The 24,983-nt window shown below is 70.4% G+C and carries 22 protein-coding genes and 1 pseudogene; 14 read left to right on the forward strand and 9 right to left on the reverse strand.

Annotated elements, in window-relative coordinates:
* Positions 1–28 precede the first annotated feature (28 nt).
* Complete coding sequence (locus tag L942_RS08205) at positions 29–1,744, reverse strand: protein kinase domain-containing protein (protein WP_037357120.1); 1,716 nt, start codon at positions 1,742–1,744, stop codon at positions 29–31.
* Between the two features lie 217 nt (positions 1,745–1,961).
* On the opposite strand from L942_RS08205, the pseudogene L942_RS08210 reads away from it, so the two are divergent.
* Both L942_RS08210 and L942_RS08215 read left to right on the forward strand, forming a co-directional pair.
* Positions 1,962–3,837: pseudogene (locus L942_RS08210) on the forward strand (propionyl-CoA synthetase).
* A gap of 154 nt (positions 3,838–3,991) precedes the next feature.
* Positions 3,992–5,566 carry a beta-N-acetylhexosaminidase gene (locus tag L942_RS08215; RefSeq protein WP_037357122.1) on the forward strand — a complete coding sequence of 525 codons (1,575 nt, stop codon included), beginning with the start codon at positions 3,992–3,994 and terminating at the stop codon, positions 5,564–5,566.
* Here L942_RS08215 and L942_RS08220 read toward each other — a convergent pair whose 3' ends face one another.
* Together L942_RS08220 and L942_RS08225 are read right to left on the reverse strand one after the other, a co-directional pair.
* Complete coding sequence (locus L942_RS08220; protein WP_037357200.1) at positions 5,567–6,220, reverse strand: MOSC domain-containing protein; 654 nt, start codon at positions 6,218–6,220, stop codon at positions 5,567–5,569. It abuts the gene before it with no gap.
* Positions 6,221–6,233: 13 nt separating this feature from the next.
* Positions 6,234–7,175, reverse strand: a complete 942-nt coding sequence (locus L942_RS08225; protein ID WP_051165787.1) for a LysR family transcriptional regulator — start codon at positions 7,173–7,175, stop codon at positions 6,234–6,236.
* Between the two features lie 125 nt (positions 7,176–7,300).
* Here L942_RS08225 and L942_RS08230 point away from each other — a divergent pair, with 125 nt between their 5' ends.
* Positions 7,301–8,677: a M20 family metallopeptidase gene (locus tag L942_RS08230; RefSeq protein ID WP_037357123.1), complete on the forward strand. Its 1,377-nt coding sequence runs from the start codon at positions 7,301–7,303 to the stop codon at positions 8,675–8,677.
* Positions 8,674–9,942 carry an MFS transporter gene (locus L942_RS08235; RefSeq protein ID WP_037357124.1) on the forward strand — a complete coding sequence of 423 codons (1,269 nt, stop codon included), beginning with the start codon at positions 8,674–8,676 and terminating at the stop codon, positions 9,940–9,942. Before L942_RS08230 ends, L942_RS08235 begins: the two co-directional genes overlap by 4 nt.
* A 10-nt stretch (positions 9,943–9,952) precedes the next feature.
* Here the strand turns inward: L942_RS08235 and L942_RS08240 are convergent, their stop codons facing one another.
* Together L942_RS08240 and adh are read right to left on the reverse strand one after the other, a co-directional pair.
* Positions 9,953–10,324, reverse strand: a complete 372-nt coding sequence (locus L942_RS08240) for a DUF779 domain-containing protein (RefSeq protein ID WP_037357125.1) — start codon at positions 10,322–10,324, stop codon at positions 9,953–9,955.
* On the reverse strand, positions 10,324–11,847 hold the full coding sequence (adh, locus tag L942_RS08245; RefSeq protein ID WP_037357126.1) for an aldehyde dehydrogenase: 1,524 nt from the start codon (positions 11,845–11,847) through the stop codon (positions 10,324–10,326). The genes L942_RS08240 and adh overlap by 1 nt, the downstream gene beginning before the upstream one ends.
* A 106-nt stretch (positions 11,848–11,953) precedes the next feature.
* On the opposite strand from adh, the gene L942_RS08250 reads away from it, so the two are divergent.
* Complete coding sequence (locus L942_RS08250) at positions 11,954–13,426, forward strand: helix-turn-helix domain-containing protein (RefSeq protein WP_037357127.1); 1,473 nt, start codon at positions 11,954–11,956, stop codon at positions 13,424–13,426.
* 3 nt (positions 13,427–13,429) lie between these two features.
* Here L942_RS08250 and L942_RS08255 read toward each other — a convergent pair whose 3' ends face one another.
* Together L942_RS08255 and L942_RS08260 are read right to left on the reverse strand one after the other, a co-directional pair.
* Positions 13,430–14,341, reverse strand: coding sequence for an NAD-dependent epimerase/dehydratase family protein (locus L942_RS08255; protein WP_037357128.1), 912 nt, complete (start codon positions 14,339–14,341; stop codon positions 13,430–13,432).
* A gap of 81 nt (positions 14,342–14,422) precedes the next feature.
* On the reverse strand, positions 14,423–15,403 hold the full coding sequence (locus L942_RS08260; protein ID WP_037357129.1) for an NAD(P)H-dependent oxidoreductase: 981 nt from the start codon (positions 15,401–15,403) through the stop codon (positions 14,423–14,425).
* Between the two features lie 99 nt (positions 15,404–15,502).
* On the opposite strand from L942_RS08260, the gene sigJ reads away from it, so the two are divergent.
* From sigJ to L942_RS08295, 7 genes are all read left to right on the forward strand, one after another.
* Entirely contained in the window at positions 15,503–16,387 is an 885-nt protein-coding gene (sigJ, locus tag L942_RS08265; RefSeq protein WP_037357131.1) for an RNA polymerase sigma factor SigJ, read from the forward strand.
* Positions 16,388–16,532: 145 nt separating this feature from the next.
* Entirely contained in the window at positions 16,533–16,973 is a 441-nt protein-coding gene (locus L942_RS08270; RefSeq protein WP_037357133.1) for a MarR family winged helix-turn-helix transcriptional regulator, read from the forward strand.
* A gap of 10 nt (positions 16,974–16,983) precedes the next feature.
* Positions 16,984–17,391, forward strand: coding sequence for a hypothetical protein (locus tag L942_RS08275; protein ID WP_037357135.1), 408 nt, complete (start codon positions 16,984–16,986; stop codon positions 17,389–17,391).
* A 142-nt stretch (positions 17,392–17,533) separates the two neighbouring features.
* Positions 17,534–18,319, forward strand: a complete 786-nt coding sequence (locus tag L942_RS08280; protein ID WP_037357137.1) for an SGNH/GDSL hydrolase family protein — start codon at positions 17,534–17,536, stop codon at positions 18,317–18,319.
* Positions 18,316–18,885 carry a TetR/AcrR family transcriptional regulator gene (locus L942_RS08285; RefSeq protein ID WP_037357138.1) on the forward strand — a complete coding sequence of 190 codons (570 nt, stop codon included), beginning with the start codon at positions 18,316–18,318 and terminating at the stop codon, positions 18,883–18,885. Before L942_RS08280 ends, L942_RS08285 begins: the two co-directional genes overlap by 4 nt.
* Positions 18,886–19,098: 213 nt before the next feature.
* Positions 19,099–20,238, forward strand: coding sequence for a sensor histidine kinase (locus L942_RS08290; protein ID WP_037357139.1), 1,140 nt, complete (start codon positions 19,099–19,101; stop codon positions 20,236–20,238).
* On the forward strand, positions 20,235–20,885 hold the full coding sequence (locus L942_RS08295) for a response regulator (RefSeq protein WP_037357141.1): 651 nt from the start codon (positions 20,235–20,237) through the stop codon (positions 20,883–20,885). The genes L942_RS08290 and L942_RS08295 overlap by 4 nt, the downstream gene beginning before the upstream one ends.
* Here the strand turns inward: L942_RS08295 and L942_RS08300 are convergent.
* On the reverse strand, positions 20,852–22,279 hold the full coding sequence (locus L942_RS08300; protein WP_037357143.1) for a phytoene desaturase family protein: 1,428 nt from the start codon (positions 22,277–22,279) through the stop codon (positions 20,852–20,854). The two genes, L942_RS08295 and L942_RS08300, sit on opposite strands and share 34 nt — an antisense overlap.
* A gap of 135 nt (positions 22,280–22,414) precedes the next feature.
* On the opposite strand from L942_RS08300, the gene L942_RS08305 reads away from it, so the two are divergent.
* Complete coding sequence (locus tag L942_RS08305) at positions 22,415–23,146, forward strand: DUF2786 domain-containing protein (RefSeq protein ID WP_037357145.1); 732 nt, start codon at positions 22,415–22,417, stop codon at positions 23,144–23,146.
* A gap of 44 nt (positions 23,147–23,190) precedes the next feature.
* Positions 23,191–23,904 carry a GNAT family N-acetyltransferase gene (locus L942_RS08310; protein WP_037357147.1) on the forward strand — a complete coding sequence of 238 codons (714 nt, stop codon included), beginning with the start codon at positions 23,191–23,193 and terminating at the stop codon, positions 23,902–23,904.
* Here the strand turns inward: L942_RS08310 and L942_RS08315 are convergent, their stop codons facing one another.
* Positions 23,905–24,834, reverse strand: coding sequence for a LysR family transcriptional regulator (locus L942_RS08315; protein WP_037357149.1), 930 nt, complete (start codon positions 24,832–24,834; stop codon positions 23,905–23,907).
* Between the last annotated feature and the right edge of the window lie 149 nt (positions 24,835–24,983).

Below are 24,983 nucleotides of genomic sequence, written 5' to 3' on the forward strand. Positions count from 1 at the left end.
AACCGGCATCGCCACTCACGAGCGAGACTCAGCGGGGTGACCGGCGCGGCACGATCTGCGTGACGGGCCCGTCCAGCGACTTGCCCTGCCGGCTCAGCCAGCCGTCGACCTCGCGGCGCACCGAGTTGAGCGTCGGACGCCGACGCGGCTCCGGGTCCAGCGACGCGGCCAGGATCCGTGCGTGCACCGAACGCTGCGGCAGCTGCGTGACCGGATCGGCCCGGGCCGCGGCCATCAGCGCGGCCATCGGCGTCTCGCGAGTGCCGCGCGGCGGCTGGCCGGAGAGCGCGTAGCTGATCGTGGCGGCGAGCTGCCAGGCGTCCGACGCCGGGCTCGCCGGGGAGCCCATCGCCTGCTCCGGCGCGACGAAGTCGGGCGTGCCGATCATCATCCCGGTGGCGGTCATCTTGGAATCGCCCTGGCTGCGGGCGATGCCGAAGTCGATCAGGTGCGCGATGCCCGCCGGGTCGAGGATGACATTGGACGGCTTCACGTCGCGGTGCAGCACGCCCCGCTCGTGCGCGGCGACCAGCGCGCCGGCCATCGTCGACCACAGCCGGCCGGCGGCGACGTCGTCGATCGGGCCCTGCGTGTCGACCACCTCGGCGAGCGGGCGGCCCTGCAGGTACTCCATGACGAGCGCCAGCCCGTCCGGTTCCTCGACCAGGTCGTACACGCGGACGCAGTTGGGGTGGTTCACCACGGCCAGCGCCCGCGCCTCGCGCTGCATGCGCTCCTCGGTGTCGCGGTCGGGCGCGTGCGCGATCTTGAGCGCGACAGTGCGGTTGAGCTGCGTGTCGACGGCTTCCCAGACCGTGCCGAAGCCGCCGTGCCCGAGCTGGCGGACGCGCCGGTACCGGCTGCCGCCCGCGTTGCGCGAACCGGGCGGCGGCGGGATCGCGCCGGGCGCGGCGGCCAGCATCCCGGCGGGCGGCGGCTCCGGAGCGGAGGCCAGCGCGGTGGCCGGGTACTGCTTGTTCTGCGGCGGCGGAGGCGGAGGCAGCGGCTCCCGGCGAGACGGCGGCGGCACCGCGGGCGGTTCGTCGCGGCGCGGCTCCGGCCGGTTGATCACCGACCAGGGCGGCGGCCCGACCAGCGCGACCGGGATCAGCCCCAGGACGCTGAACGGCAGGAACCCGAGCCAGAAGTGCACGGCGGTGTTGGCCGACATGCCCGCGGTCGCGACCGCCATGACCACGAACGGAATCCAGAAGAACCGCGACGGCCACTTCGGCCCGCGCCGGAAGGCGGTGCGTGCCTGCAGCATCACGAACAGCAGCGAACCGACCGGCAGCACGGTGAAGGCGAGCAGGTACAGCACGTAGGCGAGCTTGAGGCCGCGCGGGTAGAAGAGCGTCTCGAAGACGTTCGACCCGCCGCCGAGGTAGGTCTTCTGCGTGCCGACGAACGAGCAGTAGTTCGTGCTCAGCGAGGCCGCTCCGGACAGCCCGCTCGCGTGGCCCGCGTTGGCCGCGCGAAAGGTCTCCGAGATGCCCGAAGCCATCAGCCACGGCAGCACCAGCACGCTGACCACGCCGATGAGCCCGAACACGGTGAGCGTCGTCGCGTCGTACCGGTTGCCGGTCCCCTTGCGGACGATCGCCACGATCAGCGCCCCGGCCGCCGGGAAGAGCGCGACGAGCGCACCCGCTGTGGTCGTCGCCCACACCCAGTCGCCGGGGCAGAACCCCGGGCCGAACAAGGTGTGCGCGAACGAGAGCAGCGCGCTCGCGATTCCGCTCACCGGCTGGTTCCCCTCACTGTCAGTGTTGCCTGCGTGCCGCTGCGCGGCCGATCCCCACGGTCCAGCTTAGGACGCACACGGCCTCCGCGGGGTTGCCGGGTCGCGGCGGGAACGTGATCCACTGCATCGATCTTGCCGGACCGGGCTGACCTGCGTTCCGCCGAAGGAAAGGCCATCATGAGGGCACATCCGGCCGTCTGACGTCAAAGGAGACCTCGTGGGCGCGTACACCGAGACGTATCGGCGCAGTCTGGACGATCCGGAGCACTTCTGGCTCGAAGCGGCCCGGGCGATCGACTGGACGAAGCGGCCCACTCGCGCGCTCGATTCGTCCGGTGCGCCGTTCTACCGCTGGTACCCCGACGGGGAGCTGAACACCTCCTACAACGCGCTCGACCGGCACGCCGACGGCGGTCGCGGTGCGCAGGACGCGCTGATCTGGGATTCGCCGGTCACCGGTCGCAAACGCCGCTACACCTACTCCGAGCTGCGGGACGAGGTCGCGACTTTCGCCGGTGCGCTCACGTCGCTCGGCGTGACCCGGGGCGATCGCGTGATCCTTTACCTGCCGATGATTCCGCAGGCGGTCATCGCGATGCTCGCCTGCGCGCGGATCGGTGCGGTGCATTCGGTCGTGTTCGGCGGGTTCGCGCCGAAGGAACTCGCCGCGCGGATCGAGGACGCCAAGCCGAAGCTGATCCTCGCCGCGTCGTGCGGGATCGAGCCGACGCGGATCGTCGAGTACAAGCCGATCATCGACGCGGCGCTCGAGACCACTGAGCATCAGCCGGAGCACGTCGTGGTGTTCCAGCGCGAGCAGGCGCGCGCGGAGCTGTCCGGCAGCGACCTCGATTGGACCGAACTCGTCGCCGACGCCGACCCGGTGGATCCGGTTCCGGTGAAGGCCACCGACCCGCTGTACATCCTTTACACGTCCGGCACCACCGGGCGGCCGAAGGGCGTGGTCCGCGACGCGGGCGGGCACGCGGTCGCGCTGGCGTGGTCGATGGGCGCGCTGTACGACGTCCATGCCGGGGATGTGTGGTGGACGGCTTCCGACGTCGGCTGGGTCGTCGGGCATTCGTACATCGTGTACGCGCCGCTGCTGGTCGGAGCCACGACGGTGCTGTACGAAGGAAAGCCCGTCGGAACCCCGGACGCCGGCGCGTTCTGGCGGGTCATCTCCGAACACGGTGTGCAGGCGCTGTTCACCGCGCCGACGGCGTTGCGCGCGGTGAAGAAGGTGGACCCGGACGCGGACGAACTCAAGAAGTACGACCTGTCCCGGTTCCGCACCCTGTTCATGGCGGGCGAGCGACTCGACCCGGAGACCTACCACTGGGCGCACGACATCCTCGGCACGCCGGTCATCGACCACTGGTGGCAGACCGAAACCGGCTGGCCGATCGCGGCCAACCCGCGCGGGCTCGAACCGATGCCGGTCAAACCGGGGTCGGCGACGAAACCGGTGCCCGGCTGGGACGTGCGCATCCTCGACCAGGCCGGCGAGGAACTGCCCGCCGGACGCGAGGGCGCGATCACGCTGAAACTGCCGCTGCCGCCGGGTTCGCTGCCGACCCTGTGGGGGCGACGACGAGCGTTACCGCGAGGCGTACCTGTCGCGCTACCCCGGCTACTACCTGACCGGCGACTCGGGCTACCTCGACGAGGACGGCTACCTGTTCGTCATGGGCCGCACCGACGACGTGATCAACGTGGCCGGGCATCGGCTGTCGACCGGGTCGATGGAGGCGGTGCTGGCGTCGCATCCGGCGGTCGCGGAGTGCGCGGTGATCGGGGTCGCGGACCAGCTGAAGGGGCAGGTGCCGCGCGGGTTCGTGGTGCTGAAGTCCGGGGTGGACGTGTCCGAGGACGAGCTGCGGGACGAGTTGGTGGCGCTGGTTCGCCGGGACATCGGGCCGGTGGCGGCGTTCCGGGACGTGTCCGTGGTCGCCGCGCTGCCGAAGACGCGCTCCGGGAAGATCCTGCGCAAGACGATGCGCGGAATCGCCGACGGGCGCGACGAGGCGGTTCCGTCGACGATCGAGGATCCGGCGGTGCTCGACGCGCTGCGGGCGGTCCTGCGGCCCTGAGCAACGAACGCAGAAGTCCGCGGGATTCGGTGTCGCGGCATCCCGGCGAACGGGACATCCGGGTCCGCCGCCCCTTTCGGGCGTTGTCAGCGCCCCGGTAGTGGTCTATACCTCTTGGAGTCCGCCTTCTCCGCGACGCGACCGGAGGTATGCCGTGAGGAAGACCCTGTCCAGGGCCGTGCTTGGGGTGGCCGTGCTCGGGCTCGCCGCGGTGGGAGTGCCCGGGCCGGCCGCGGCGAGTCCCGCACCCAGCGAACGGCAGGTCACCGATCTCGTCCCGGTGCCGGTGCGGGCCGTGGCGAAGGCGGACGCCACCTTCCGGCTCACTCCGCTGACCGTGATCCGTGCCGGGCACGGCACCGGCGACGTCGCGGCGTACCTGCGCGGCCTCTTGCGACCCGCGACCGGATTCCCGCTGCCGGTCGTCCCGGCGAGTCCGGGCCTGTCGGCGATCTCGCTCGACCTCGGCCACGCCGACCCGCGCGTCGGCGACGAGGGATACCAGCTCGACGTCACGAAGACCGGCGTCCGGCTGCGCGCCAATACTTCCGCCGGGCTGTTCACCGGTGTCCAGTCGCTGCGGCAGCTGCTGCCCTCGGCGATCGAGGCGAAGACCGTGCAGCACCGCACGTGGACGATCGCCGGCGGCAGCGTCCTCGACTACCCGCGGTTCGCCCACCGCGGCGCGATGCTCGACGTCGCGCGGCATTTCTTCCCGCCCGCGCAGGTGAAGAAGTACATCGACCAGATCGTCCAGTACAAGATCAACACGCTGCACCTGCACCTCAGCGACGACCAGGGCTGGCGCATCGAAATCAAGAGCTGGCCGCGATTGGCGACCGAAGGCGGCAAGACCGCGGCCTACGGCGATCCGGGCGGCTACTACACGCAGGAGCAGTACCGCGACATCGTCGCCTACGCCGCGAGCCGCCACGTGACGGTCGTGCCGGAGATCGACATGCCCGGGCACACGAACGCGGCGCAATCGGTGTACGCGGAGCTGAACTGCGACGGCAGGGCAGTCCCGCCGCGCACGGACATCGAGGTCGGCTACAGCTCGCTGTGCATCAATTCGCCCACCACGTACCGATTCGTGGAAGACGTGATCCGCGAACTCGCCGCGATCACGCCCGGCAAGTACCTCGCGATCGGCGGCGACGAAGCACATTCGACGTCCGCTGCGGACTACAAGACCTTCTACGAGAAGGTCACCCCGATGGTCGCCAAGTACGGCAAACTGGTCACCGGCTGGCACGAGATCGCCAAGACGCCGTTGCCGGCTTCCGCGGTGCCGCAGTACTGGGATCAGGGCGGCCCGAACGCGGACGTGGCCGCCGCCGCGGCGCGCGGGAACAAGTTCATCATGTCGCCCGCCAACCACGCGTACCTCGACATGAAGTACACGGAATCGACGAAACTGGGCCAGGACTGGGCCGGTCTGGTCGAGGTCCGCGACGCCTACGAATGGGACCCGGCGACGCTCGTCCCCGGCGTCGGGGAGAAGTCCGTGGCGGGCGTCGAGGCTCCACTGTGGACGGAGACCATCCGGACCAACGACGACATCGAGTACATGGCGTTCCCGCGCTTGCCCGGCATCGCGGAGATCGGCTGGTCGCCTGAGCCGGCCCGAACCTGGGACGGCTACCGGGAGCGCATCGCGAAACAAGCACCCCGTTGGGAAGCGCAAGGAATCGACTTCTACCGCTCACCGCAGGTCGACTGGAAATAGCTACCTCGCGCGGTCCACTTTGGACTGGATCATCGCCAGGTAGGTCTTCGGCAGCTCAGCGCTCGCCAGCACTCGCTCGGCCAGCTCGCGGACGTCCTGCTGCGCGTAGTTCGCCGACGACGCGAGGAACGCCTCGCCGACTGTCGGCTCCCCCTCGACCCGGTCGACCAGGTCGAGGGGCCCGGCAGTCGGGACCGTGCCCGGGCGCAGCACCCGCAGGTACCAGCCGCACCGGCCGGTGTCGATCATCGCGGGCACGACGTCCTTGCGGCCGGTGCGCATGGCCAGCTTGAAGCACGGATTGCGCGGTTGGGAGACCTGCACGAGCGCGTCGCCCCACGACCAGACGTCGCCGATCCGGGTCTCGTCCTCCAGCATGCCCCGCACGGAAAGGTTCTCGCCGAAATCGCCGCGCGCGACGTCGAATCCCTCGCTGGTCCAGGCCGGGTAGTGCTCAGCGGGGTAGACGTAGACGGCCTTGTCCGGACCTCCGTGCACGGTGAGGTCGGCTTGCCGGTCGCCGGTCAGGTTGAGCTCGGACAGCGCCAGTTCCGGTGCGCCGACCCGGGTTTTGCGGATCGCGCTCAGCACCGGCGTGTCCCGCCGGAGGCCGAGCACGGCGGGTTCCCCGACGTAGACTTCGTTCAGCGACAGCATGGCTTCGAACCTAGCAAGAGCGGGCCGGCGGTTCGCCCGGTTTTCCCGGCGGAGGAGCCTGGACCAGCGTCGTCAGCACCGCGGTGAACCGGGTCAGCGCCGGCGGCAGGGACCGTCCGGCCATCGTCTGCACCTGCGCCTCCCGCTTGCGGAAAACCGGGTTGTCCACGAGCACGTACTCGACGCCCTCCGCGGCCGCGTCCTCCTGCGGATCGCCGAGCCCGCCGACCAGCGCGATACCGCCGCCGCGGCGGACGAACTCGAACTGCGGGGCCAGTTCGCCGCACTCCAGGACCCCGTTCACCGTCCGGTCTTCGATGCGCAGGGCGATGTCCAGCAGCTCCCGCAGGCTTTGCCCGGGGACGGGCAGCGCGATCGGGTGCTCGCACAGGTCGGCCAGGCTCAGCCGAGCGCGGCCGGCGAGCGGATGGCCGATCGGCACGATCGCGTACACCGGCACCACCACCGCGCTTTCCACCCGCACGCCGCGCTGCAAACCGGTCGCGTAGGTCACCGCGACGTCCGCCGAACCCTCCAGCACCCGCCGGGTCGCCTCTTCGCGGCCGACGACTTCGAGGCGGAACGCGACTTCGGGATGGTCCTCCCGGAACCGCGCCATCGCCTGGGGCACCACGCGCCGGGCGAACCCTTCGGAACACGCCACGGTGAGCGTCCGGGCCTGCCGGGCCCGTCCCGAACGCAGTTCGCCGAGCAGTGCCGCGGACTCGGCTTCGGTGCGGCGCAGGTGGTCGAGCAGCAAGCTCCCGGCTTCGGTCGGCAGCATGCCGCGCGGATGCCGGACGAACAGCGGGACGCCGATCGACGCTTCGAGTTTCGAGATCTGCCTGCTGATCGCCGACGGCGCGACAGTGAGCGCGGCCGCCGCCTCGGTCACCGACCCGGTGCGGGCGACTTCGAGGAAGTAGGTCAGCCCGGCTGGCAGAAGGTGCATCGCGTCGCCCTTCGGTCTGGTTTGCCGAAATGAGAACGGCAACCCACCCAATCGGCAATGGTCAGGACGTATCGGCGCAGCTTACGCTGCCCGGACTGCTGGCGCCGAATTCGGGAGAAACGCCCGTGACACCGACTGAACTGCTCACGAAAGCCCGGGATGAAGTGGACTCAGGCGCGTTCTTCGCCGAACTCGCCCGGCTGGTCAGCTATCCGACCGTGAGCACCAGCCCGAACGGGCGGGTTGCCATATCGGCATACCTCGACGAGGTGCTGGCACCAGCGTTGACCGCGCTGGGCAGCACGGTCGAGACCTTCCCCAACCCCGACCCGAGGGGTGGGCCGTTCCTCGTCGGCACCCGCGCGGAATCGCCCGAGCTGCCGACGCTGCTGTGTTACGGGCACGCCGACGTGGTCGACGGGCACGCCGGCCAGTGGAGCGAGGACCGCGACCCGTGGACGCTGACCGCGGACGGCGAGCGCTGGTACGGCCGCGGCTCCGCCGACAACAAGGGCCAGCACCTGGTCAACCTCACCGCGTTGCGGCTGGTGCTGGAACACCGCGGCGCGCTCGGGTTCAATCTGAAGTTCCTCTTCGAGACCGGCGAGGAAATCGGCTCGCCCGGACTCGCCGAGTTCGCCGCTCAGCATCGGGACCTGCTGGCGGCCGATGTGCTGATCGCCTCCGACGGCCCGCGGCTCGACGCGGCGACGCCGACGCTGTTCCTCGGCGCGCGCGGCGGGGTGCGAATCAACCTCGATGTCGATCTCCGGCCGGACGCCTACCACTCCGGCAACTGGGGCGGCCTGCTGCGCAACCCCGCGACCACCCTCGCCGGAGCGATCTCGTCGCTGGTCGACGGGCACGGCAGGATCCAAGTGCCGGAATTGCTGCCGGGCGAACTGCCGGACACCGTGCGCGAAGCGCTCGCGGACGTGGTCGTCGCGAACACCCCGGGCGATCCGGTCCCGGATCCGGGCTGGGGAGCGCCGGGACTGAGCGCGGCCGAACGGCTCTACGGCTGGAACACCCTCGAGGTGCTCGCGTTCGGCGCGGCCGACGTGGCCCGTCCGGTGAACGCCATCCCCGGCCGGGCGCGCGCGGTGCTGCAACTGCGTTACGTCACCGGGACAAAGCTGGCCGGAATGACCGAGGCGATCCGGAAACATCTTGCCGCGCAAGGCTTCTCGATGGTCGAGGTGAGTCTTTCGGAGAGCTATCCGGCCAGCCGGACGCCGGTCGACCACCCGTGGGTGCGGTGGGCGCGGTCCGCGCTCGCCGGCACCGGTCTCGCCACCCTGCCCAGTTTCGGCGGCGGGCTGCCGAACCACGTCTTCACCGACCTTCTCGGCCTGCCCACGCTGTGGCTGCCGCATTCCTACCCGGGCTGCCTGCAACACGCCCCGGACGAACACCTGCTCGCACCGATCGCCCGCGAAGGCCTCGTCCTCGCCACTTCGCTGTTCGACGCCCTCGGCCAGTCCGGAAAGGAGGTGCGATGAACACCGCCGCGACCAAACCGCGCAGCGGTACCGGCACGCGCCGCGCCGTCGCCGCGGCCGTTATCGGAAACGCGCTGGAATGGTTCGACATCGCCGTCTACGCGTTGATGGCGAGCTATATCGGCAAAACCTTCTTCCCCAGCCACAATCCCGCCATCGAACTGGTGGAAGCGTACGCCGTCTTCGGCATCACCTTCCTGATCCGGCCGCTGGGCGCGCTGGTCCTCGGCTCGTACGCCGACCGCCGCGGCCGCAGGCGCGCGCTGGTGGTGACCATCCGGCTGATGGTCGCCGGCACCTTCCTGCTTGCGGTCCTGCCGGGGTACGACACGATCGGCGGGTTCGCGCCGATCGGCGTCATCGTCGCCCGGCTCCTGCAAGGATTCGCGGCCGGCGGCGAGTTCGGCGCGGCGACGTCGTTCCTGATCGAGCACGACGGACGGCGCAAGGGATTCCTCGGCAGTTTCCAGTTCGCCAGCCAGGGACTGGCGACGCTGCTTTCCTCGGGGTTCGCCGCCGGGCTGACCGCGCTGCTGCCCGCCGCCGAGATGACCTCGTGGGGCTGGCGGGTCCCGTTCGTGTTCGGCCTGCTGGTCGGCCCGGTCGGTTACTACCTGCGCCGGCACGTCGACGAGACCCCGCGTCCGAAGGAGGAGCGGCCGCGGTCGGCGGTGCGCGAGATGTTCCGGCGAAATTGGGGCGGACTGCTGATCGCCGGCGGCGCGCTGGTGGTTTCGACGTCGCTGAACTTCATCCTGCAGTCGCTGCCCGCGTTCGCCGTCAAGAACCTCGGGCTGGACGCGTCGGCCTCGTTCGCCGCGCTGCTGATCACTTCGGTGCTGCTCACCCTGGTGCCGCCGGTGGCCGGCCTGCTGTCGGACCGTTACGGACGGGTCCGGATGATGGCCGGCGCGGCCGTGTTGATCGGGATTTCGGTGGTGCCGCTGTACCTGTGGGTCACGTCGGCACGATCGTTCGCCGTGCTGGCCGTCGCGATGGCGGTGCTCGGCTTGCTGAAGGCGGTCTACTTTGGACCGTTGCCCGCGGTGATGGCGGACGCGTTCCCCGCGCGGACGCGAGCGACCGGCCTGGCCTTCAGCTACAACACCGCGGTCGGCGCCTTCGGCGGGTTCACGCCGGCGATCGCCACCGCACTGGTCGCCGCCACCGGCTCGCCGGTTTCGCCGGGCTTCTACCTGGTGGCGACCGCCGCGGTCAGCCTCGCCGCGTTGTTCGCCGCTCACCGGACCCGCGGGATCCGGTGAGCGGCGAGCCTTATCCGTTCAGCTCGGCCGACTCCTCGTCGCTGAGCAACCGAGACCGGATGAGGAACCGCACCCCCTCCGGCGCCTCCAGCGAAAACCCGCTGCCCCGCCCCGGCACCACATCGATCGTCAGATGCGTGTGCCGCCAGTATTCGAACTGCGGTCCGGACATCCAGACCGGCACCGCGTCGATGCCTTCCACCGTCAGGTCGCCCAGATGCACGTCGCGGGACCCGACCTGGAATTCGCCGGCCGGGTAGCACATCGGGGCGCTGCCGTCGCAGCATCCGCCGGACTGGTGGAACATCACCGGTCCGTGGACTGGCACCAGCCGCCGCAGCAGGTCGGCGGCGGCCGGGGTCAGGTCCACCCGCCGCGGCATCAGAAGAAGCCCAGCGCCTGGTCGGAGTAGGAAACCAGCATGTTCTTCGTCTGCTGGTAGTGGTCCAGCATCATCTTGTGGGTCTCCCGGCCGATGCCGGACGCCTTGTAGCCGCCGAAGGCCGCGTGCGCCGGGTAGGCGTGGTAGTTGTTCACCCACACGCGGCCGGCCTGGATGTCGCGGCCCGCGCGGTAGGCGGTGTTGCCGTCGCGGGACCAGACGCCGGCACCGAGGCCGTACAGGGTGTCGTTGGCGATCTTGAGCGCGTCGTCGTAGTCGTCGAACTTCGCCACGGACACCACCGGGCCGAAGATCTCCTCCTGGAAGATGCGCATCTTGTTGTCGCCCTCGAACACCGTCGGCTGCACGTAGTAGCCGCCGGACAGGTCGCCGCCGAGGTCGGACTGTTCCCCGCCGGTGAGCACCTTCGCGCCTTCCTGCTTGCCGATGTCGATGTAGGACAGGATTTTCTCGAGCTGGTCGTTCGAGGCCTGCGCGCCGATCATCGTCTCGGTGTCGAGCGGGTTGCCCTGCTTGATCTTCTTCACGCGCTCGACCGCGTCGCCGAGGAACCGGTCGTAGATGCCGGCCTGGATCAGCGCGCGCGACGGGCAGGTGCAGACCTCGCCCTGGTTCAGCGCGAAGAGCGCGAACCCTTCCTGCGCCTTGTCGTAGAACGCGTCGTTGGCCGCGGCGACGTCGTCGAAGAAGATGTTCGGGCTCTTGCCGCCCAGTTCGACGGTCACCGGGATGATGTTTTCGCTGGCGTACTGCAGGATCAGCCGCCCGGTCGTGGTCTCGCCGGTGAACGCGACCTTGCGCACGCGGTTGCTCGAGGCCAGCGGTTTGCCCGCCTCGACGCCGAATCCGTTCACGACGTTCAGCACGCCCGGCGGGATCAGGTCGCCGATGATCGACAGCAGCAGGTGGATCGACGCCGGGGTCTGCTCGGCGGGCTTGAGCACGATCGCGTTGCCCGCGGCCAGCGCCGGGGCGAGCTTCCAGACCGCCATCAGCAGCGGGAAGTTCCACGGGATGATCTGGCCGACGACGCCGAGCGGCTCGTGGAAGTGGTAGGCGACGGTGTTGTCGTCGATCTGCGAGATACCGCCTTCCTGGGCGCGCAGCGCGCCGGCGAAGTAGCGGAAGTGGTCGATCGCGAGCGGAATGTCCGCGGCGAGCGTCTCGCGGACCGGCTTGCCGTTCTCCCAGGACTCGGCGACCGCGATCTTCTCGAGGTTCTGCTCCATCCGGTCGGCGATCTTGAGCAGGATGTTCGCGCGTTCCTCGGGCGAGGTGCGGCCCCACGCGGGCGCGGCGCCCTCGGCCGCGTCGAGCGCCCGGTCGATGTCGGCCGCCGTCCCGCGGGCGATCTCGGTGAAGGTCTTCCCGGTCACCGGCGTCGGGTTCTCGAAGTACTGCCCGCCGGCCGGCGCGACGTACTCGCCGCCGATGTAGTGGTCGTAGCGGGTCTCGTAGTCGACGACGGAGCCGTCGGTGTTCGGTGCGGCGTATACGGCCATCTTGCCCTGCCTCGTTGCTGGTCGGTGACGGTCGGCGGCGACCGTAGGCCGGGCAACGTTGCGCCGACGTTGCAGCCTTGTGACCAGGGTCTCTACTCTCGTCCACGTGGCAGAGCCGCCCGAACCCGATCTGCTGCGCGACCCCGAGTCGTACGCGCAGCTGCTCCGGCACGTCCGCGAGGCGGTGCTGTCCGGGGCCACCGCGCCGCGCTCGCCGCGCTCGGTGGTGTCGGCGTCGTGGGAACGCTCGCTGGCCGCGCACGTCGATCCGGACGCCGGCGAAGCCCCGCTGATCTGCGAGGCGGACGAACTCACCGAGCTGCGCGCGGAACATCCGCTGGCCCCCGTGCTGCCATTGCTGCGCGAGATGCTGGTGAGCATCGCCGACGACGCCGAGCACATGATGATCGTGACCGACGCGAACGGGCTCATCCTGTGGCGCGAGGGCGCGAGCGGCGTGCTGCTGCGCGCGGACCAGGTCGCGCTCACCGAGGGCACGCGGTGGAGCGAAGAGGCGATCGGCACGAACGCGATGGGCACCACCCTCGCCACCGGGAAGCCGGTGCAGATCTACTCCGCTGAACACCTCGTGCGCCGCTACCACACCTGGACCTGTGCGGCGGCGCCCGTACGCGACCCGGACACCGGCGCGCTGCTCGGCTCGATCGACGTCAGCGGTCCGCTTCGGACGGTGCATCCGGCGATGTTGTCGCTGGTCACCGCCACCGCACAGCTTGCCGAGGGACGGCTGCGGGCCCAGCTGGCGGTCCGCGACGAGAAGCTGCGGCGGGCGAACATGCCGCATCTGGCGTCGTTGCGCGGCCAGCCCGGCGCGCTCCTTTCCGCCGGCGGACGGGTGCTGGCCGCCGAAGCGTGCACCCTTCCGTCCACTGTGGAGGTACGGAAGGGCGGCGGCACCGTAACGCTGCCGGACGGCCGGATCGCCACCGTCGACCCGCTGGACGAGGGCTACCTGCTGCGGATCGCCACGTCCGGCTCCGCGACCCGGCGGCGGTTGTCCCTCGAATACCTCACCGATGGCCCCGGCTCGACCACTTTGGACGGTCGCGACATCCCGTTCACCTTGCGGCACGCCGAATTGCTGACCCTGCTGGCGCTGCAGCCGCGCGGTCTGTCGGCGGAGAAGCTGGCGTTGCAGCTGTACGGCGAGTCGGGCAATCCGGTGACCGTGCGCGCCGAGATCCACCGGTTGCGCACCCAGCTCGGCACGGGGGTGTTGCAGACGCGCCCGTACCGCCTCGCGGCCACCGTGGACGCGGATTTCCTGCGTACCAAAGCCGCCGTGCGCGCCGGGGACGCCGCGGCGGCGGTCCGATCGTTCCAGGGCCCGCTGCTCGCGGAGTCGGAATCGCCCGCGATCCTGGAGGAACGCGAGTCGATCAGCGCGCAGGTCCGGCAGCTGGCGTTGAACAGCGGGGACGCGGACACGTTGTACGCGTTCTGGGAAACGTCCTGCGGCGCGGACGATCTGGCGATTCTGGACGCGTTGTGCGCGGTGCTCGCCCCGTCGGACCCGCGGTTGGCGGCGGTGCGGACTCACCGGGCCCGGCTGGGCTGATTCCTACCGCGCCGCAGCGGTTTCCCGGATGGCCTCGTCCACCGGAGCCGGATAGTTCAGCTCCAGATACAGCTCCCGCAACAACAACCCGTCCAGGTGCTGCACCGTCAGCCCCGGCTGCTTCCCGCTCAGCCCGTTGAGGAACCCGCCGAGTTTGAACGCGCCGCGCACCGGCCAGGACGGCATCGACCGGACGCGGCGCGGGCACCCCGCCGCCGCGGCCAGCCGGGCGAACATGTCCGCCCACCGCAGATTTTCCTCCGCCACCGGGAGATCCGCTCCCGACGCGTGTTCCAGCGCGTCCACCGTCGCCACGCCAACCCCGCGCGCACTCGTCGCCGCAGTCCCGCCAGGCGGCGCGAATAGCGGCGAGTTGGAGCGAACCCACTTCACGATCGGCACCGACCACTGCGGCACCCGGTCCTCCGCGACCCCGAACACGAACGGCACCTCGATCACCGCCACCGGCAACCCGGGACCCGCCGTCTCGCGGGCGACGCGGGCCTGCTCCAGCCGACTACGCACGTACGGATGCTTCGCAGCCAACCCCCACTCGGGGTGTACGCGGTCGAAGTACGTGTAGTACGACCCAAGCACCGCCGCCCGCGTACAGCCCGCTTCGCGCGCCGCGCGCAACAACGCCGCTACAGGTGCGACGTTGCCCGCGCGCAACCGAGGCTCAACCGGACCGCGTCCAACCGCACGGTCGTCCATACCGCCCGCGAAGACGACGCCGTCGTGTCCGTGGAGCACTTCGCACAGTTCGTCGTGCGAAGCCTTCGAGACGTCGAGCGTCCGGTCGACGCCCTCGCGTGCCGTGCGTGCGATCGCGGTCGTCTCGTGCCCGCGTTTCCGCAGTTCCTCGAGCACGTGCTGACCTAGCAGGCCACTGCCGCCCACTACCAAGATCTTCATGCCGCGTCCGGTTGTCCGTGGAGGTCTGAGCTGGCCACGTCCGCGAGTCTGGCACGCCCGCCGCGCGGGTCCGCCGAGACGTCACGGTTCGAGATCGACGACGCCCTTGCCGGTCGCGATGTCGAACGGCACGGACGCCTGGTCGTGGACGATCACCCAGTCGCCGCCGGTCTTCCGGAAGACAAAGGTGGCCCGGACCCACATGCCGATCACCTCGGTTCCGTCGCGCAGCAGCCCGCTCACGCGCCCGAAACCGTGGCCGACGGCCAGGTCCGCGCCCACGGTGACGGTCAGGTCGCGGACCTCGTAGTCCACCTTTTCGAAGAGCGTGAACACCTTCTCCCAGTTCTTCAGCTTCGCGTCGACGCCCACGTGCTGCAGCGGCGGCTCAACGTCAAAGGAAACGACGTCCGGGGCGTAGACGCCCTTCAGGCCTTCGGGGTCCTTCGCCCGCAACGACTCGATGATCTTGTCGATGCGACCCCTGATCTCGGCTTCTTCCCCTTCCCGTCGCGCCCGTACCGAAGCGAGCGCGGTGCTCCACCGGACGACGTGGTCCAGCATCGTGTCCAGCGCCGCGACGTTGTACTCGCCCGGTTTGAAGACCTCGCCCTCGAACTCTGTGGCCAGCGGCAGAGTGACCTGAGGGGCCACGTCGGCCACCTGAATCGCCCCGCAGACCAGCCGCAGCTGCTCGACCGCGCGAGCCCCGCCGACGCCGCCGTACGAGACGAAGCCGGCCGCCTTGTCGTTCCACTCGAAGTACACGGTGTCCATGGCATTCTTGAGCACGCCGGGCGCGGAGTGGTTGTACTCCGGCGTGACCAGCACGAACCCGTCGAACGAGCCGAGGACGGCGGCCCAGGCCCGCGTGTGCTCGAACCGGTAGCCGCCCGGTGCCATCGGCGGCTCGTCGAGGTGCGGCAGCGGGTGGTCGCGCAGGTCGACGAGCTCGAACTCGGCGTCCGTGCGCCGGGCCGCCGTCTCGTACACCCATCGCGCGACCTGGTCCCCCTTGCGGCCCGGGCGGGTGCTGCCGAGCACGATTCCGATTCTGATCATCGTTCTCCCCTGTTCGGATGCGCCTTCGCCGGGTACGACGAGATCGCCCGCCGGAACGTCAGGCCTGACGTTCCGGCACGCTGTGTCGTCGGAGGAGGCATGACAACACCACCGGAGCCGGTCACCGGCGAGCGCAGGCACCTGGTCAACCTCGCGTACCGGCTTCTCGGCTCGCTCGCCGAAGCCGAGGACGCCGTCCAGGAGGCCTATGCCCGCTGGTACGCGTTGTCCCGGCCGCAGCGGGAAGCGATCTCCTCGCCCGGCGCGTGGTTGACGACGGTCGCCAGCCGCATCTGCCTCGACCTGCTCGGGTCGGCGCGGGTCCGGCGCGAGCGGTACGTGGGCGAGTGGATTCCCGAGCCGGTGCCCGACCACGCCGAGGGGGCGGGCGGCGACCCAGCCGACCGGATCACCCTGGACGAGTCGGTCAGCATGGCGTTCCTCGTGGCGCTGGAAGCGATGACTCCGGCCCAGCGCGTCGCACTCGTGCTGCACGACGTCTTCCGCTATTCCTTCGCCGAGGTCGCCGAGATCACCGGCCGCACGCCCGCGGCGTGCCGCGAACTGGCCTCCGCGGCCCGCCGCCGCATCCGCACGGCGCGGCCGTCCGCGACTCCGGCCGCGCACCAGGCCGGCCTGGTGCGCACCTTCAAACAGGCCTGGCAGGCCGCGGACATCGACGCCCTGATCGGCCTCCTCGACCCCGACGCCACCTTCACCGCGGACGGCGGCGGTCTGGTCCAAGCCGCCCTGGAACCGATCAACGGCGCCGAGGCGATCGCCCGCTACCTCACCGACCTGGCCGTCCGCGGCGGCGGCTCGATGACGCTGGTGGAGCGCGCCGTCAACGGCTGGCCCGGCCTGGTCATCCGGCGCGGGGAGGAGATCTCGGCGGTGTACGCGTTCGACGTCGCAGACGGCCGCGTCACGCACATCTGGGCCGTCCGCAACCCGCAGAAGCTCCGGCGGTGGACGGGCGGCTGATTCGATGTCCCGTCCGCCTGAAGGCGTCGGCGGCCGGGCGGGCTTGATCGCCCCGAACAGCCACGAGGCGGCGGGTTCGATCACGAGTTCCAGGGATCTTCGCCAGATAGTAGCCATGGCTATAGTTGCCATATACTCTATCTGCATGGAACCAACGCTCGGGTATCTCGTCTGGCGGCTGTCGATGAAATGGCGGTCCTCCGTCGACCGGGCACTGGCCCCGCTGGGCCTGACCCACGCGCAGTACGCGGTGCTGGCGTCCCTCAGCGGTTTGTCGGCGCGTGGCCCGGAGCCGAGTCAGCGCCAGCTCGCGGACCACGCCGGCCTGGAGCCGATCTACGTCTCGAAACTGGCCAGGGCACTGGAGAACGCGAGGCTCATCGAGCGGCCGGTGCATCCGGACGATCCGCGTGCCGTCCGGCTCGTGCTGACCGACCGCGGCCGGAAGACGGTCGCCGAGGCCATCGCGATCGTGCGTTCGCTCATGACCGAGCAGACCGCCGCCATCGGCGGGCCGAACGGCAAACAGGCCAAGGAGTTCCGGGAAAACCTGCTCGCCCTGCTGGGCGAAAACCCCTCACCCTAAGGAATCGGACATGACCGCGTTCAACGCTCGCACCGTCGTGATCGCCGCCGCCGCTTTGACCGCGCGGCGGGACGCCATCCTCAGCCAGGCAGGGCTCGGTTTCGCGGAGTCGCTCGCACTGCGGGCCGTCGCGGCCGGATCGGCGACGCCGGAGGAAGTGACGGCCGCCGTCGTGACGCCCAACGTGATCGACGAAGCACAGGTGTCGGCGGCGCTGGAAAGCCTCGCCACGGCGGGGTTGATCGACGGCACGATCTCCGCGACGACGAAGGGCGAGGCACTCAACGCCCAGCTCAACGCGGCCAACGCGCGTTCGGCCGCCCTGCTGCTCGACGGGATCGACGAACGGGACCTGGCCGTCGTGACCCGGGTGCTCGATCTGATCACCGAGCGCTCGGCGACGCCTGTGGCTCTGTAGCCGAATTCCCTTTCTCCGCCCCTCGGGCTCCCCGACCAGCACCTCCGGACGGGACAGCGCTCACACCCCCCGGAGGTAGACACCGTCTACCTACTTTGATAGACAGTGTCTACAAGGTGAACCAGGGGTTACGGAGAGCGGAATGGGTTTCCACACGTTCGTCGCCGTCGGCGACAGCTGCGCGGAGGGGCTGGACGATCCCTATCCGGATCACAGCCAGTACCGCGGCTGGGCGGATTACGTCGCCGGGCGGCTCGCGTGCGACGAGCCCGCGTTCCGTTACGCCAATCTGGCCGTTCGCGGGCGGCGGCTCGACCAGATCGCCGCGGAGCAGCTGCCCGCGGCCGAGCGGCACGAACCGGACTTGATCGCGCTGTTCGGCGGCGGCAATGACGTGATGAGCCGCGGCTGGGACGCTCGCACGGTCGCTCGCCGGGTGGACACCGCGATCCGGCGGTGCACGCAGATCGCGCCGACCGTCGTCACCTTCACCTTGAGCGACATCGCGCATCGCATGCCGATGGGCGGGCGGATGCGGCCTCGGGTCACCGCGCTCAACGACGCCATCCGCGAGGCTTCGGTCAGCTACGGAGCGAAGCTCGTCGACCTGTGGCCGGACCAGGCCGCGCACGACTCGCGCTACTTCGGACCGGATCGGCTGCACCTGTCGCAGGCCGGGCACTTGCGCGTCGCCGGCCATGTGCTCGACCGGCTGGGGGTCGCGCACGACGGCAGCTGGCTGCAGCCGCTGCCCGGCGCTCCGTCCCCGGGCAGCATGATCGCGGACCTGCGCTGGCTGTGGCAGGAGGTGCTGCCCGTGGGGATCACCCGGCTGCGCAACCGCCTCACCGGCCGGTCCCCTGGCGACGGCTTCCTGCCGAAGCGTCCGGAGCTGCTGCCGGTGGCCTTCTCCGAAGCTCAGGTATGAGCGCGCGACAGCGGTTGATCCGCACCGCGGCGGACCTGCTCGTCGGCTCCGGCGTCGAGGCCGTGACGTTGCGCGGTATCGCGAAGGCAGCGGGCGTTTCGCACGGCGCACCGCTTCGCCACTTCTCGGGACGCGCGGAGCTGCTGTCCGCCGTCGCGACGCTTGGCTTCACACAGCTCCTCCATCGCGGCGCACAGTTGCCCGACGGCACTCCTCGCGAACGCGTCACCGCCGCCTGTCACGCGTACGTCGACTTCGCGGTGACAAATCCCGCCATGTTCGAGCTGATGTTCCGTCGCGATCTCATCGACCCGGAAGAACCAGGGCTCGTCGCGGCCAGCAGCGCCGTCTTCGACACCTTCGCCGAGCTAGTGCGTCTCGACCGCGCCGAAGCGGACGACGACCGGCTGCGGCCGGGTACGGATCCACGGTTGGTCGCAGCGTCGCTGTGGGCCGCGTTGCACGGTCTCGCCCAGCTGTGGCTGTGGGGCGGACTGGCCGGTGCCAGCTTCGCGCCTTCGCCGGAATCGGCGTTGGCGGTGACGCTCGACGCGTATCTGGGATGAAGCTCAGCGGAGAGCCCGGAATCCTCCCCACCCCTGGCTCTCCGCCGAACAGCGGGAATGGATGACCATTCAGCGCCGACGGTAGCCGCTCGCTCCCGTCCGCGGAATCCGCCCTTCGCCGCAGCCGCGGGTAAACCCTGGCGGTAGGCCGACTGCCGCGAGCGCGGTACGGAATTGGGAAACCGCCGGTCAGAGAGGTAGTTTCGGCGCGTGATGCGGATCCTGCGAGCGCGCCCGCTGGGCACGGATTCGCTCTTGGCGGTCGCGGTCGGACTATTCCTTTTCGCCGGGGCGGCGGTGCACCACGGCTCGCTCGGCGACCGGCCCGGGCCGTTCGGGCTGCTCCTCGCCGCAGCGGGCGCGGTGCCGCTAGCGGTCCGGCGGCGCTACCCGAGAAGCGTGTTGATCGCGGTAACCGTGCTGGTCGGCGCGTTCGCGCTGGCCGGATACCGCGCGACGCTCGGCCGCCCGGACCTGATGATCGCCGCGTACACGGTCTGGGCGCGTTATCCGGTACGGCAGGCCTGGCTGCCGTCGCTGTTCGCGGCGGCTGGCTTCGAGGTCACGATGCTCGTCGGCGACAACTCGAATCCCGTCGGCGACACGGTGATCGCGGCGCTGCAAGCGTGCGTGATCATCCTTGGACACTCGGTCTACCTCCGCGGCCTCGCCCTGCACGCGACCGCGGAAAGGGCTGACCGCGCCGAGCTGGCGGTCGTGGAAGAACGGCTGCGCATCGCCCGCGAGCTGCACGACGTCGTCTCGCACCACCTGTCGGTGATCTCCGTGCAGGCCAATCTCGCGCGGTACGTCTTCGAGTCCGCTCCGGGCACCGCGCGCGGCGCACTCGACACGATCACCGGCACGACCACCGAGGCACTGGACGAACTCCGCCGCCTGCTCAGCGTGCTGCGCCCGCCGCACCACGAGCCGGGCGAATACCGTCCGCAGCCGGGTCTCGCGGACCTTCCCGCCCTGGTCGGCCGGGTCCGCGAGGCCGGGCTGCCGGTGCGGTCGCGCGTCACCGGAACCCCGCGGACGTTGCCGTCCGGCCAGCAGTTGTGCGCGTACCGGGTCGCGCAGGAAGCGCTGACGAACGTCCTGAAGCACGCGCCGGACTCGTCCGCCACGCTGGACGTCGAGTACCTGCCCGAGGCCTTGCGGCTGAGCGTGGCCGATTCCGGCGGCGGGCCGCGCGGCGACGGCAATCCCGCCGGGCACGGCCTCGTCGGCATGCGGGAACGAGCGCGTATGTACGGTGGCGAGATCGAGATCGGGCCACGCGAACCGGCGGGGTTCGAGGTGGTGCTGACCCTCCCGTACCCGGACCGGATCGGCGGAGAACCGAAGTGACCAGTGTGCTCGTGGTGGACGACCAGGATCTCGTCCGCGCCGGCCTCGTCGCGCTGCTCGGCGCCGCGCCGGGCGTCGAGGTCGTCGGCGAGGCGCGGGACGGGCTGCAGGCCGTCGAGGAGGCGGCGCGGCTGCGGCCCGAGGTGATCCTGATGGACATCCGGCTGCCCAGTCTCGACGGAGTGTCGGCCACCGCCCGTATCCTCGCCGGGCCGGACAAACCGCGCGTGCTGATCCTGACTGTCTTCGACCTCGACGAGTACGTCTACCGCGCGCTGCGCGCCGGAGCGGCCGGGTTCCTGCTCAAGGACAGCCCGCCGGAGACGCTGATCTCCGGCATCCAGGCGGTCGCGCGCGGGGACATGCTGTTCGGTCCGACAATCACGCGACGGCTGGTCGAGGCGTACACGAGCACGCCACCCGCCGAACCCGCGCCGGAACTGACCGCACTGACCGAACGCGAACGCGAAGTGCTCCGGCTCGTCGGCACCGGAATGTCCAATGCGGACATCGCCGCGCGGCTGCTCGTGAGCGAGGCGACGGTGAAGACGCATCTCAACCGGCTGATGTCCAAACTCGGCATCTCCAGCCGGGCGCAGGCCGTGGTCGTCGCTTACGAAACCGGCCTGGTCCGGCCGGGACGGTAGCCGAATTCGTTGCGCAGCACCCGTTCCGCGGCGTGCTGACCGGCCATGCCATGCACTCCCGGCCCGGGCGGCGTCGCGGCCGAGCACAGGTAGACGCCGCGCAACGGCGTCCGGTACGGGTCCCAGCGCAGGACCGGCCGGCCCAGCACCTGGCGCGTCGTGACCGCGGCGGCCGCGATGTCGCCGCCGACGTAATTGGCGTTGTAGGCCTCGAAATCGCTCGCCGGGATCGCGCGCGAGGCGAGGATCGTGTCGCGGAAGCCGGGCGCGAAGCGTTCGATGCGGCGGACGATCGCGGCGGTCGGATCGAGCGGATCCCCGTGCGGGACATGCGCATAAGCCCAGATCGGCTGCTTGCCCGGGAGACCGCGAGACGGGTCGGCGGTCATGGGCTGCGAGAGGAGGACGAACGGATCCCGCGCCCGCTTCCCGGCAGCTACCGCGTTTTCCGCCGCGTACACCTCGGCCCTGGTTCCTCCGAGGTGGACAGTCCCGGCTCCGGCTAGTTCCTTTTCGCGCCAGGGGATTTCTTCGGAGACCAGGAAGTCGACCTTCGCCGCAGCCGGGCCGTAACGGACTTTCTCGAGCGCTCTGCGGTACTGCGGCGGCAGCAATGATCCGGCTAGCTCTAGGACACCTTTCGGTGCCAAGTCCAGCAGCACGGCGCGCGCATGCGCTAACTCGCGTACATCGGTGACGCGCGCGTTGGTGCGTACGCGACCACCGTGCGCCTCGATGTCGGCTACGAGCGCGTCGGTGATGCGCTGCGAACCGCCGCGAGGAATCGGCCAGCCGGTGCTGTGCGCTAGATGCGCCAGCAGGACCGCGATACCACCACCGATCAGTGAGGGGAGCTTGCCAAGCGCGTGCGCCTCGACACCGGCGATGAGCGCTGCCGCTTCCTTGTGCTTGAAGGAGTTCACCGCGAGGGCGCGCGTCGCTAGGTACGCCGCGATCCGCGGACGCGGCGGGTGGCGAAGGTCGCCGAGGAGCGCTTCGGTGATCTCAGTGCTGTGCTCGACCAGTGGTGCCATGAAGCGCCGCCACCGCACACCGTCTGCGCCTAGCCGCGCACAGGTGCGGTCGAGATCCGCGTACGCGATCGCTGTGGTCTTCTCGTCGATCGGATGGGCGTACGGGATTCCCGGATGACACAGGTCGAGATCGAACTGCCGGAGAAACGGCGAAGCCGCGGCCATCGGATGGACCGCCGAGCAGATGTCGTGGACCACGCCGGAGTCGAACAACCGCTTCGACCGCGCCCCGCCGCCCGGCTCGGCCGCCGCCTCGTACACCTCGACCGACAACCCGGCCCGCGCGAGCAAAACGGCCGCGGCCAGGCCGTTCGGCCCCGAGCCGACGACCGCGACGTCCAGCGTGACGGGCGGAGACACATCCCGAGCCTACGGCTGCGACGAACCGGGCGCCCAGTGTCACGCCCGAACACCTGATCGAATATTGTCGTACCCCTCGCCTACCGTGCACCCCATGCCGGTCCGCACGGGCCGCGCCTGCTGGAGAGGGGGGTCATGCCCGACCACGACACGTTGCTGGAGCGCGTGCGGAAGCTGCTGGCCAAGGCCGAGGACCCGGCCGTCACGCCCGCCGAAGCCGACCTGTACAACACCAAGGCGGCGCAGCTGATCGCGCGGCACGGGATCGACAACGCGATGCTGGCCGCGTCCGGGCAAAGCGGCGACGACATCACGGTGCTGAAGCTGCCGATCTCCAATCCGTACAGTCGGGACAAAGCCAGCCTGCTCACCAGCATCGCCTATCCGTTGCGCTGCCGGACGTTGCTGCACCGGGTCGGCCAAGGGGTCGAAGAGGTCACCGTGTTCGGCTTCCGCACCGACCTCGCCCGGGTCGAGCTGCTGTTTACCAGCCTGTTGCTGCAGGCCAGCACACAGCTCACGCGGGTGCGTCCGGAGGAACGGGTGTTCCGCGAATCGCTGGCGGCCTACCGGCGTACCTGGCTGCACGGGTTCGCGCGGGCGGTGCACGAACGGCTGACCGCGGCGGAGGAGAACGCCGCGCGCACGTATTCCGACGCGACCGGCGGGAAGTCGGCGGAGCTGGTGGTGCGGGACCGGACGGCGTTGGTGCAGCAGGCCTTCGACCGCGAATACGGCGACCTGCGCGCAGCCGCGCCGCGCCGGTTGTCCGGCTCGGGATATCGGGAAGGGCACCGGGCCGGGACGCGGGCGAATCTCGACCCGGCGGCGCTGGGGCGGCGGAGGTCGGCGCTTCCGGTGCGGTGAGTCCGGGGAGTTCGCCACCCGGCCGGGCAGCGAGAGGAGGTCTGGTGTTCCGGATCGAAGACCTGGCCACCCGGCCGGAGCTGCGCGTTCCCGCACTCCGGCTGGGATTCACCGGCGGAGAGTTCCTCGGCCAGGGCCTCACCGCCGGGTTGGCCAGTTCGAAGCGGCTCGCCGCGCAGTGGCCCGAGTTCTTCCTGGTGCTGCTGGACGACGACGTGCCGGTCGCGCGAGCAGCGGCGGTTCCCGTCGCGTTCCCGACCGCGGACCGACCGGAGCTTCCCGACCACGGCTGGGACGCTGCGCTCGTCTGGGCCGCCGAAGACCACCTCGACGGCCGGGAACCCACCACCCTCGCCGCGCTGGAGGTGTACGTCGCGGAATCCGCGCGCGGACAAGGCATTGCCGCCCACGCGCTCGTCGAGCTGAAGAACCGAGCGCGCCGGGCGGGGCTTTCCCGGCTGGTCGTGCCGGTGCGGCCGACCGGCAAGCCGCCCCTGGAGTCGATTGTGGACTACCTCGGCCGGAGCGCCGATCCCTGGCTGCGCAGTCACGAGCGGCTCGGCGCGGAGTTCCGGAGAATCGCCCCGTTCGCCATGACCGTCACCGGAACGTTCGCGCAGTGGGAGCGGTGGACCGGCGTCCGCCTCGACGACGGCCGCACCGTCGTGCCGGGTGGAATCGCGCCGGTGCTGGCGTCGACGGAACAGGATCTGGGCGTCTACGTCGAGCCGAACGTCTGGTACGAGCACCCGCTCTGACTAGGCCGGCTCCCAGCTGGGCAGCCACACCCCGTCCCCCGGCTCCGGCCCGGTCACCAGGTAATCGCGCAGTTTCCGCACGTCCGGATGCGCCGGCTCCCGCCGCCACAGCAGCGACATCGGGTACACCGGCGTCGGATCGACCACCAGGATCCGGCGGAGGTCGTACTCGTCCGGCCAGAAATACCGCGAACCGGCGCCGACGAAGGTCGACAGGTCCGGCGAGGTCGCCAGTTCGTCCAGCATCGTTTCGTTGCCGAAGACCGGGCCGGACACGTCGATGGTCAGATCGAACGCCTCGGCCAGCTCCGCGTAGTACGCGCCCCATTCCCTGCCCGCCGACAGTCCCGGCATCCAGATCGGGTGGCCGGCCAGTTTCGCGATCGGCACCGACGGCAGGTCGGCGAACGGGTGCCGCGGGCCGACCAGCAGCTCGTGTGCGTCGTAGTCCACCACGCCGCTCAGCACGCCGCCGGGCAAGTCGCGCTTCGGCACGCCGCGGAACGCCGCGTCGACCGAACCGGCCGCGACCGCGGCGACCGCGGCGTCGAAGCTCAGCTCGGCTCCGGTGGTCACGACCTCCAGCTCCACCTCCGGAAACGCCCGGTGGAACTTCAGCGCCAGCTGCGCCGACTTCGTCCGCCGGTTCAGCACGTCCACCCGCAGCGGGCGCTGCTCCGGACGCACTGCCGCGAGCGCGCGTTTCTCCGCGTCGAGCAGGACCCGCGCGTGCGGCAGGAACGCCTCGCCGTCGCTGCTCAGCCGGGCCCCGCGCGCGGTCCGGGTGAACAACCGCACGCCGAGTTCGCGCTCCAGCGCCCCGACGCGTTTGGACACTGCCTGCTGCGTGATCCCCAACTCCGCGGCCGCTTCCTGGAACTGCCCTCCGTCCACGACAGCGACGAAGGTCCGCACGAATTCCAGCTCCACGGGCCAATCCTAAGCGCTCGCGCCGTCCGCCGCGGCGACGTTCCCCAACCCCGCTACTTGTCTGAGGAGTTGTGCTAAGCTCCGCCTCGATGTGCACGCGCTTCCTTCTCCTTCGCCGCCACGGCGGGGCCTGACCGGACCGGCCCCCC

It is taken from the genome of Amycolatopsis orientalis DSM 43388 (genome assembly GCF_000411975.1).
Lineage (GTDB): Bacteria > Actinomycetota > Actinomycetes > Mycobacteriales > Pseudonocardiaceae > Amycolatopsis > Amycolatopsis orientalis_D.

Coding starts and splice junctions, on each gene's coding strand:
- L942_RS08275 (WP_037357135.1), top strand. CDS start 16,984: ATGACCGCGTTCAACGCTCGCACCGTCGTGATCGCCGCCGCCGCTTTG.
- L942_RS08305 (WP_037357145.1), top strand. CDS start 22,415: ATGCCCGACCACGACACGTTGCTGGAGCGCGTGCGGAAGCTGCTGGCC.
- adh (WP_037357126.1), bottom strand. CDS start 11,847: ATGGCCGTATACGCCGCACCGAACACCGACGGCTCCGTCGTCGACTAC.
- L942_RS08235 (WP_037357124.1), top strand. CDS start 8,674: ATGAACACCGCCGCGACCAAACCGCGCAGCGGTACCGGCACGCGCCGC.
- L942_RS08225 (WP_051165787.1), bottom strand. CDS start 7,175: ATGCACCTTCTGCCAGCCGGGCTGACCTACTTCCTCGAAGTCGCCCGC.
- L942_RS08285 (WP_037357138.1), top strand. CDS start 18,316: ATGAGCGCGCGACAGCGGTTGATCCGCACCGCGGCGGACCTGCTCGTC.
- L942_RS08270 (WP_037357133.1), top strand. CDS start 16,533: ATGGAACCAACGCTCGGGTATCTCGTCTGGCGGCTGTCGATGAAATGG.
- L942_RS08255 (WP_037357128.1), bottom strand. CDS start 14,341: ATGAAGATCTTGGTAGTGGGCGGCAGTGGCCTGCTAGGTCAGCACGTG.
- L942_RS08240 (WP_037357125.1), bottom strand. CDS start 10,324: ATGCCGCGGCGGGTGGACCTGACCCCGGCCGCCGCCGACCTGCTGCGG.
- L942_RS08280 (WP_037357137.1), top strand. CDS start 17,534: ATGGGTTTCCACACGTTCGTCGCCGTCGGCGACAGCTGCGCGGAGGGG.
- L942_RS08260 (WP_037357129.1), bottom strand. CDS start 15,403: ATGATCAGAATCGGAATCGTGCTCGGCAGCACCCGCCCGGGCCGCAAG.
- L942_RS08290 (WP_037357139.1), top strand. CDS start 19,099: ATGCGGATCCTGCGAGCGCGCCCGCTGGGCACGGATTCGCTCTTGGCG.
- sigJ (WP_037357131.1), top strand. CDS start 15,503: ATGACAACACCACCGGAGCCGGTCACCGGCGAGCGCAGGCACCTGGTC.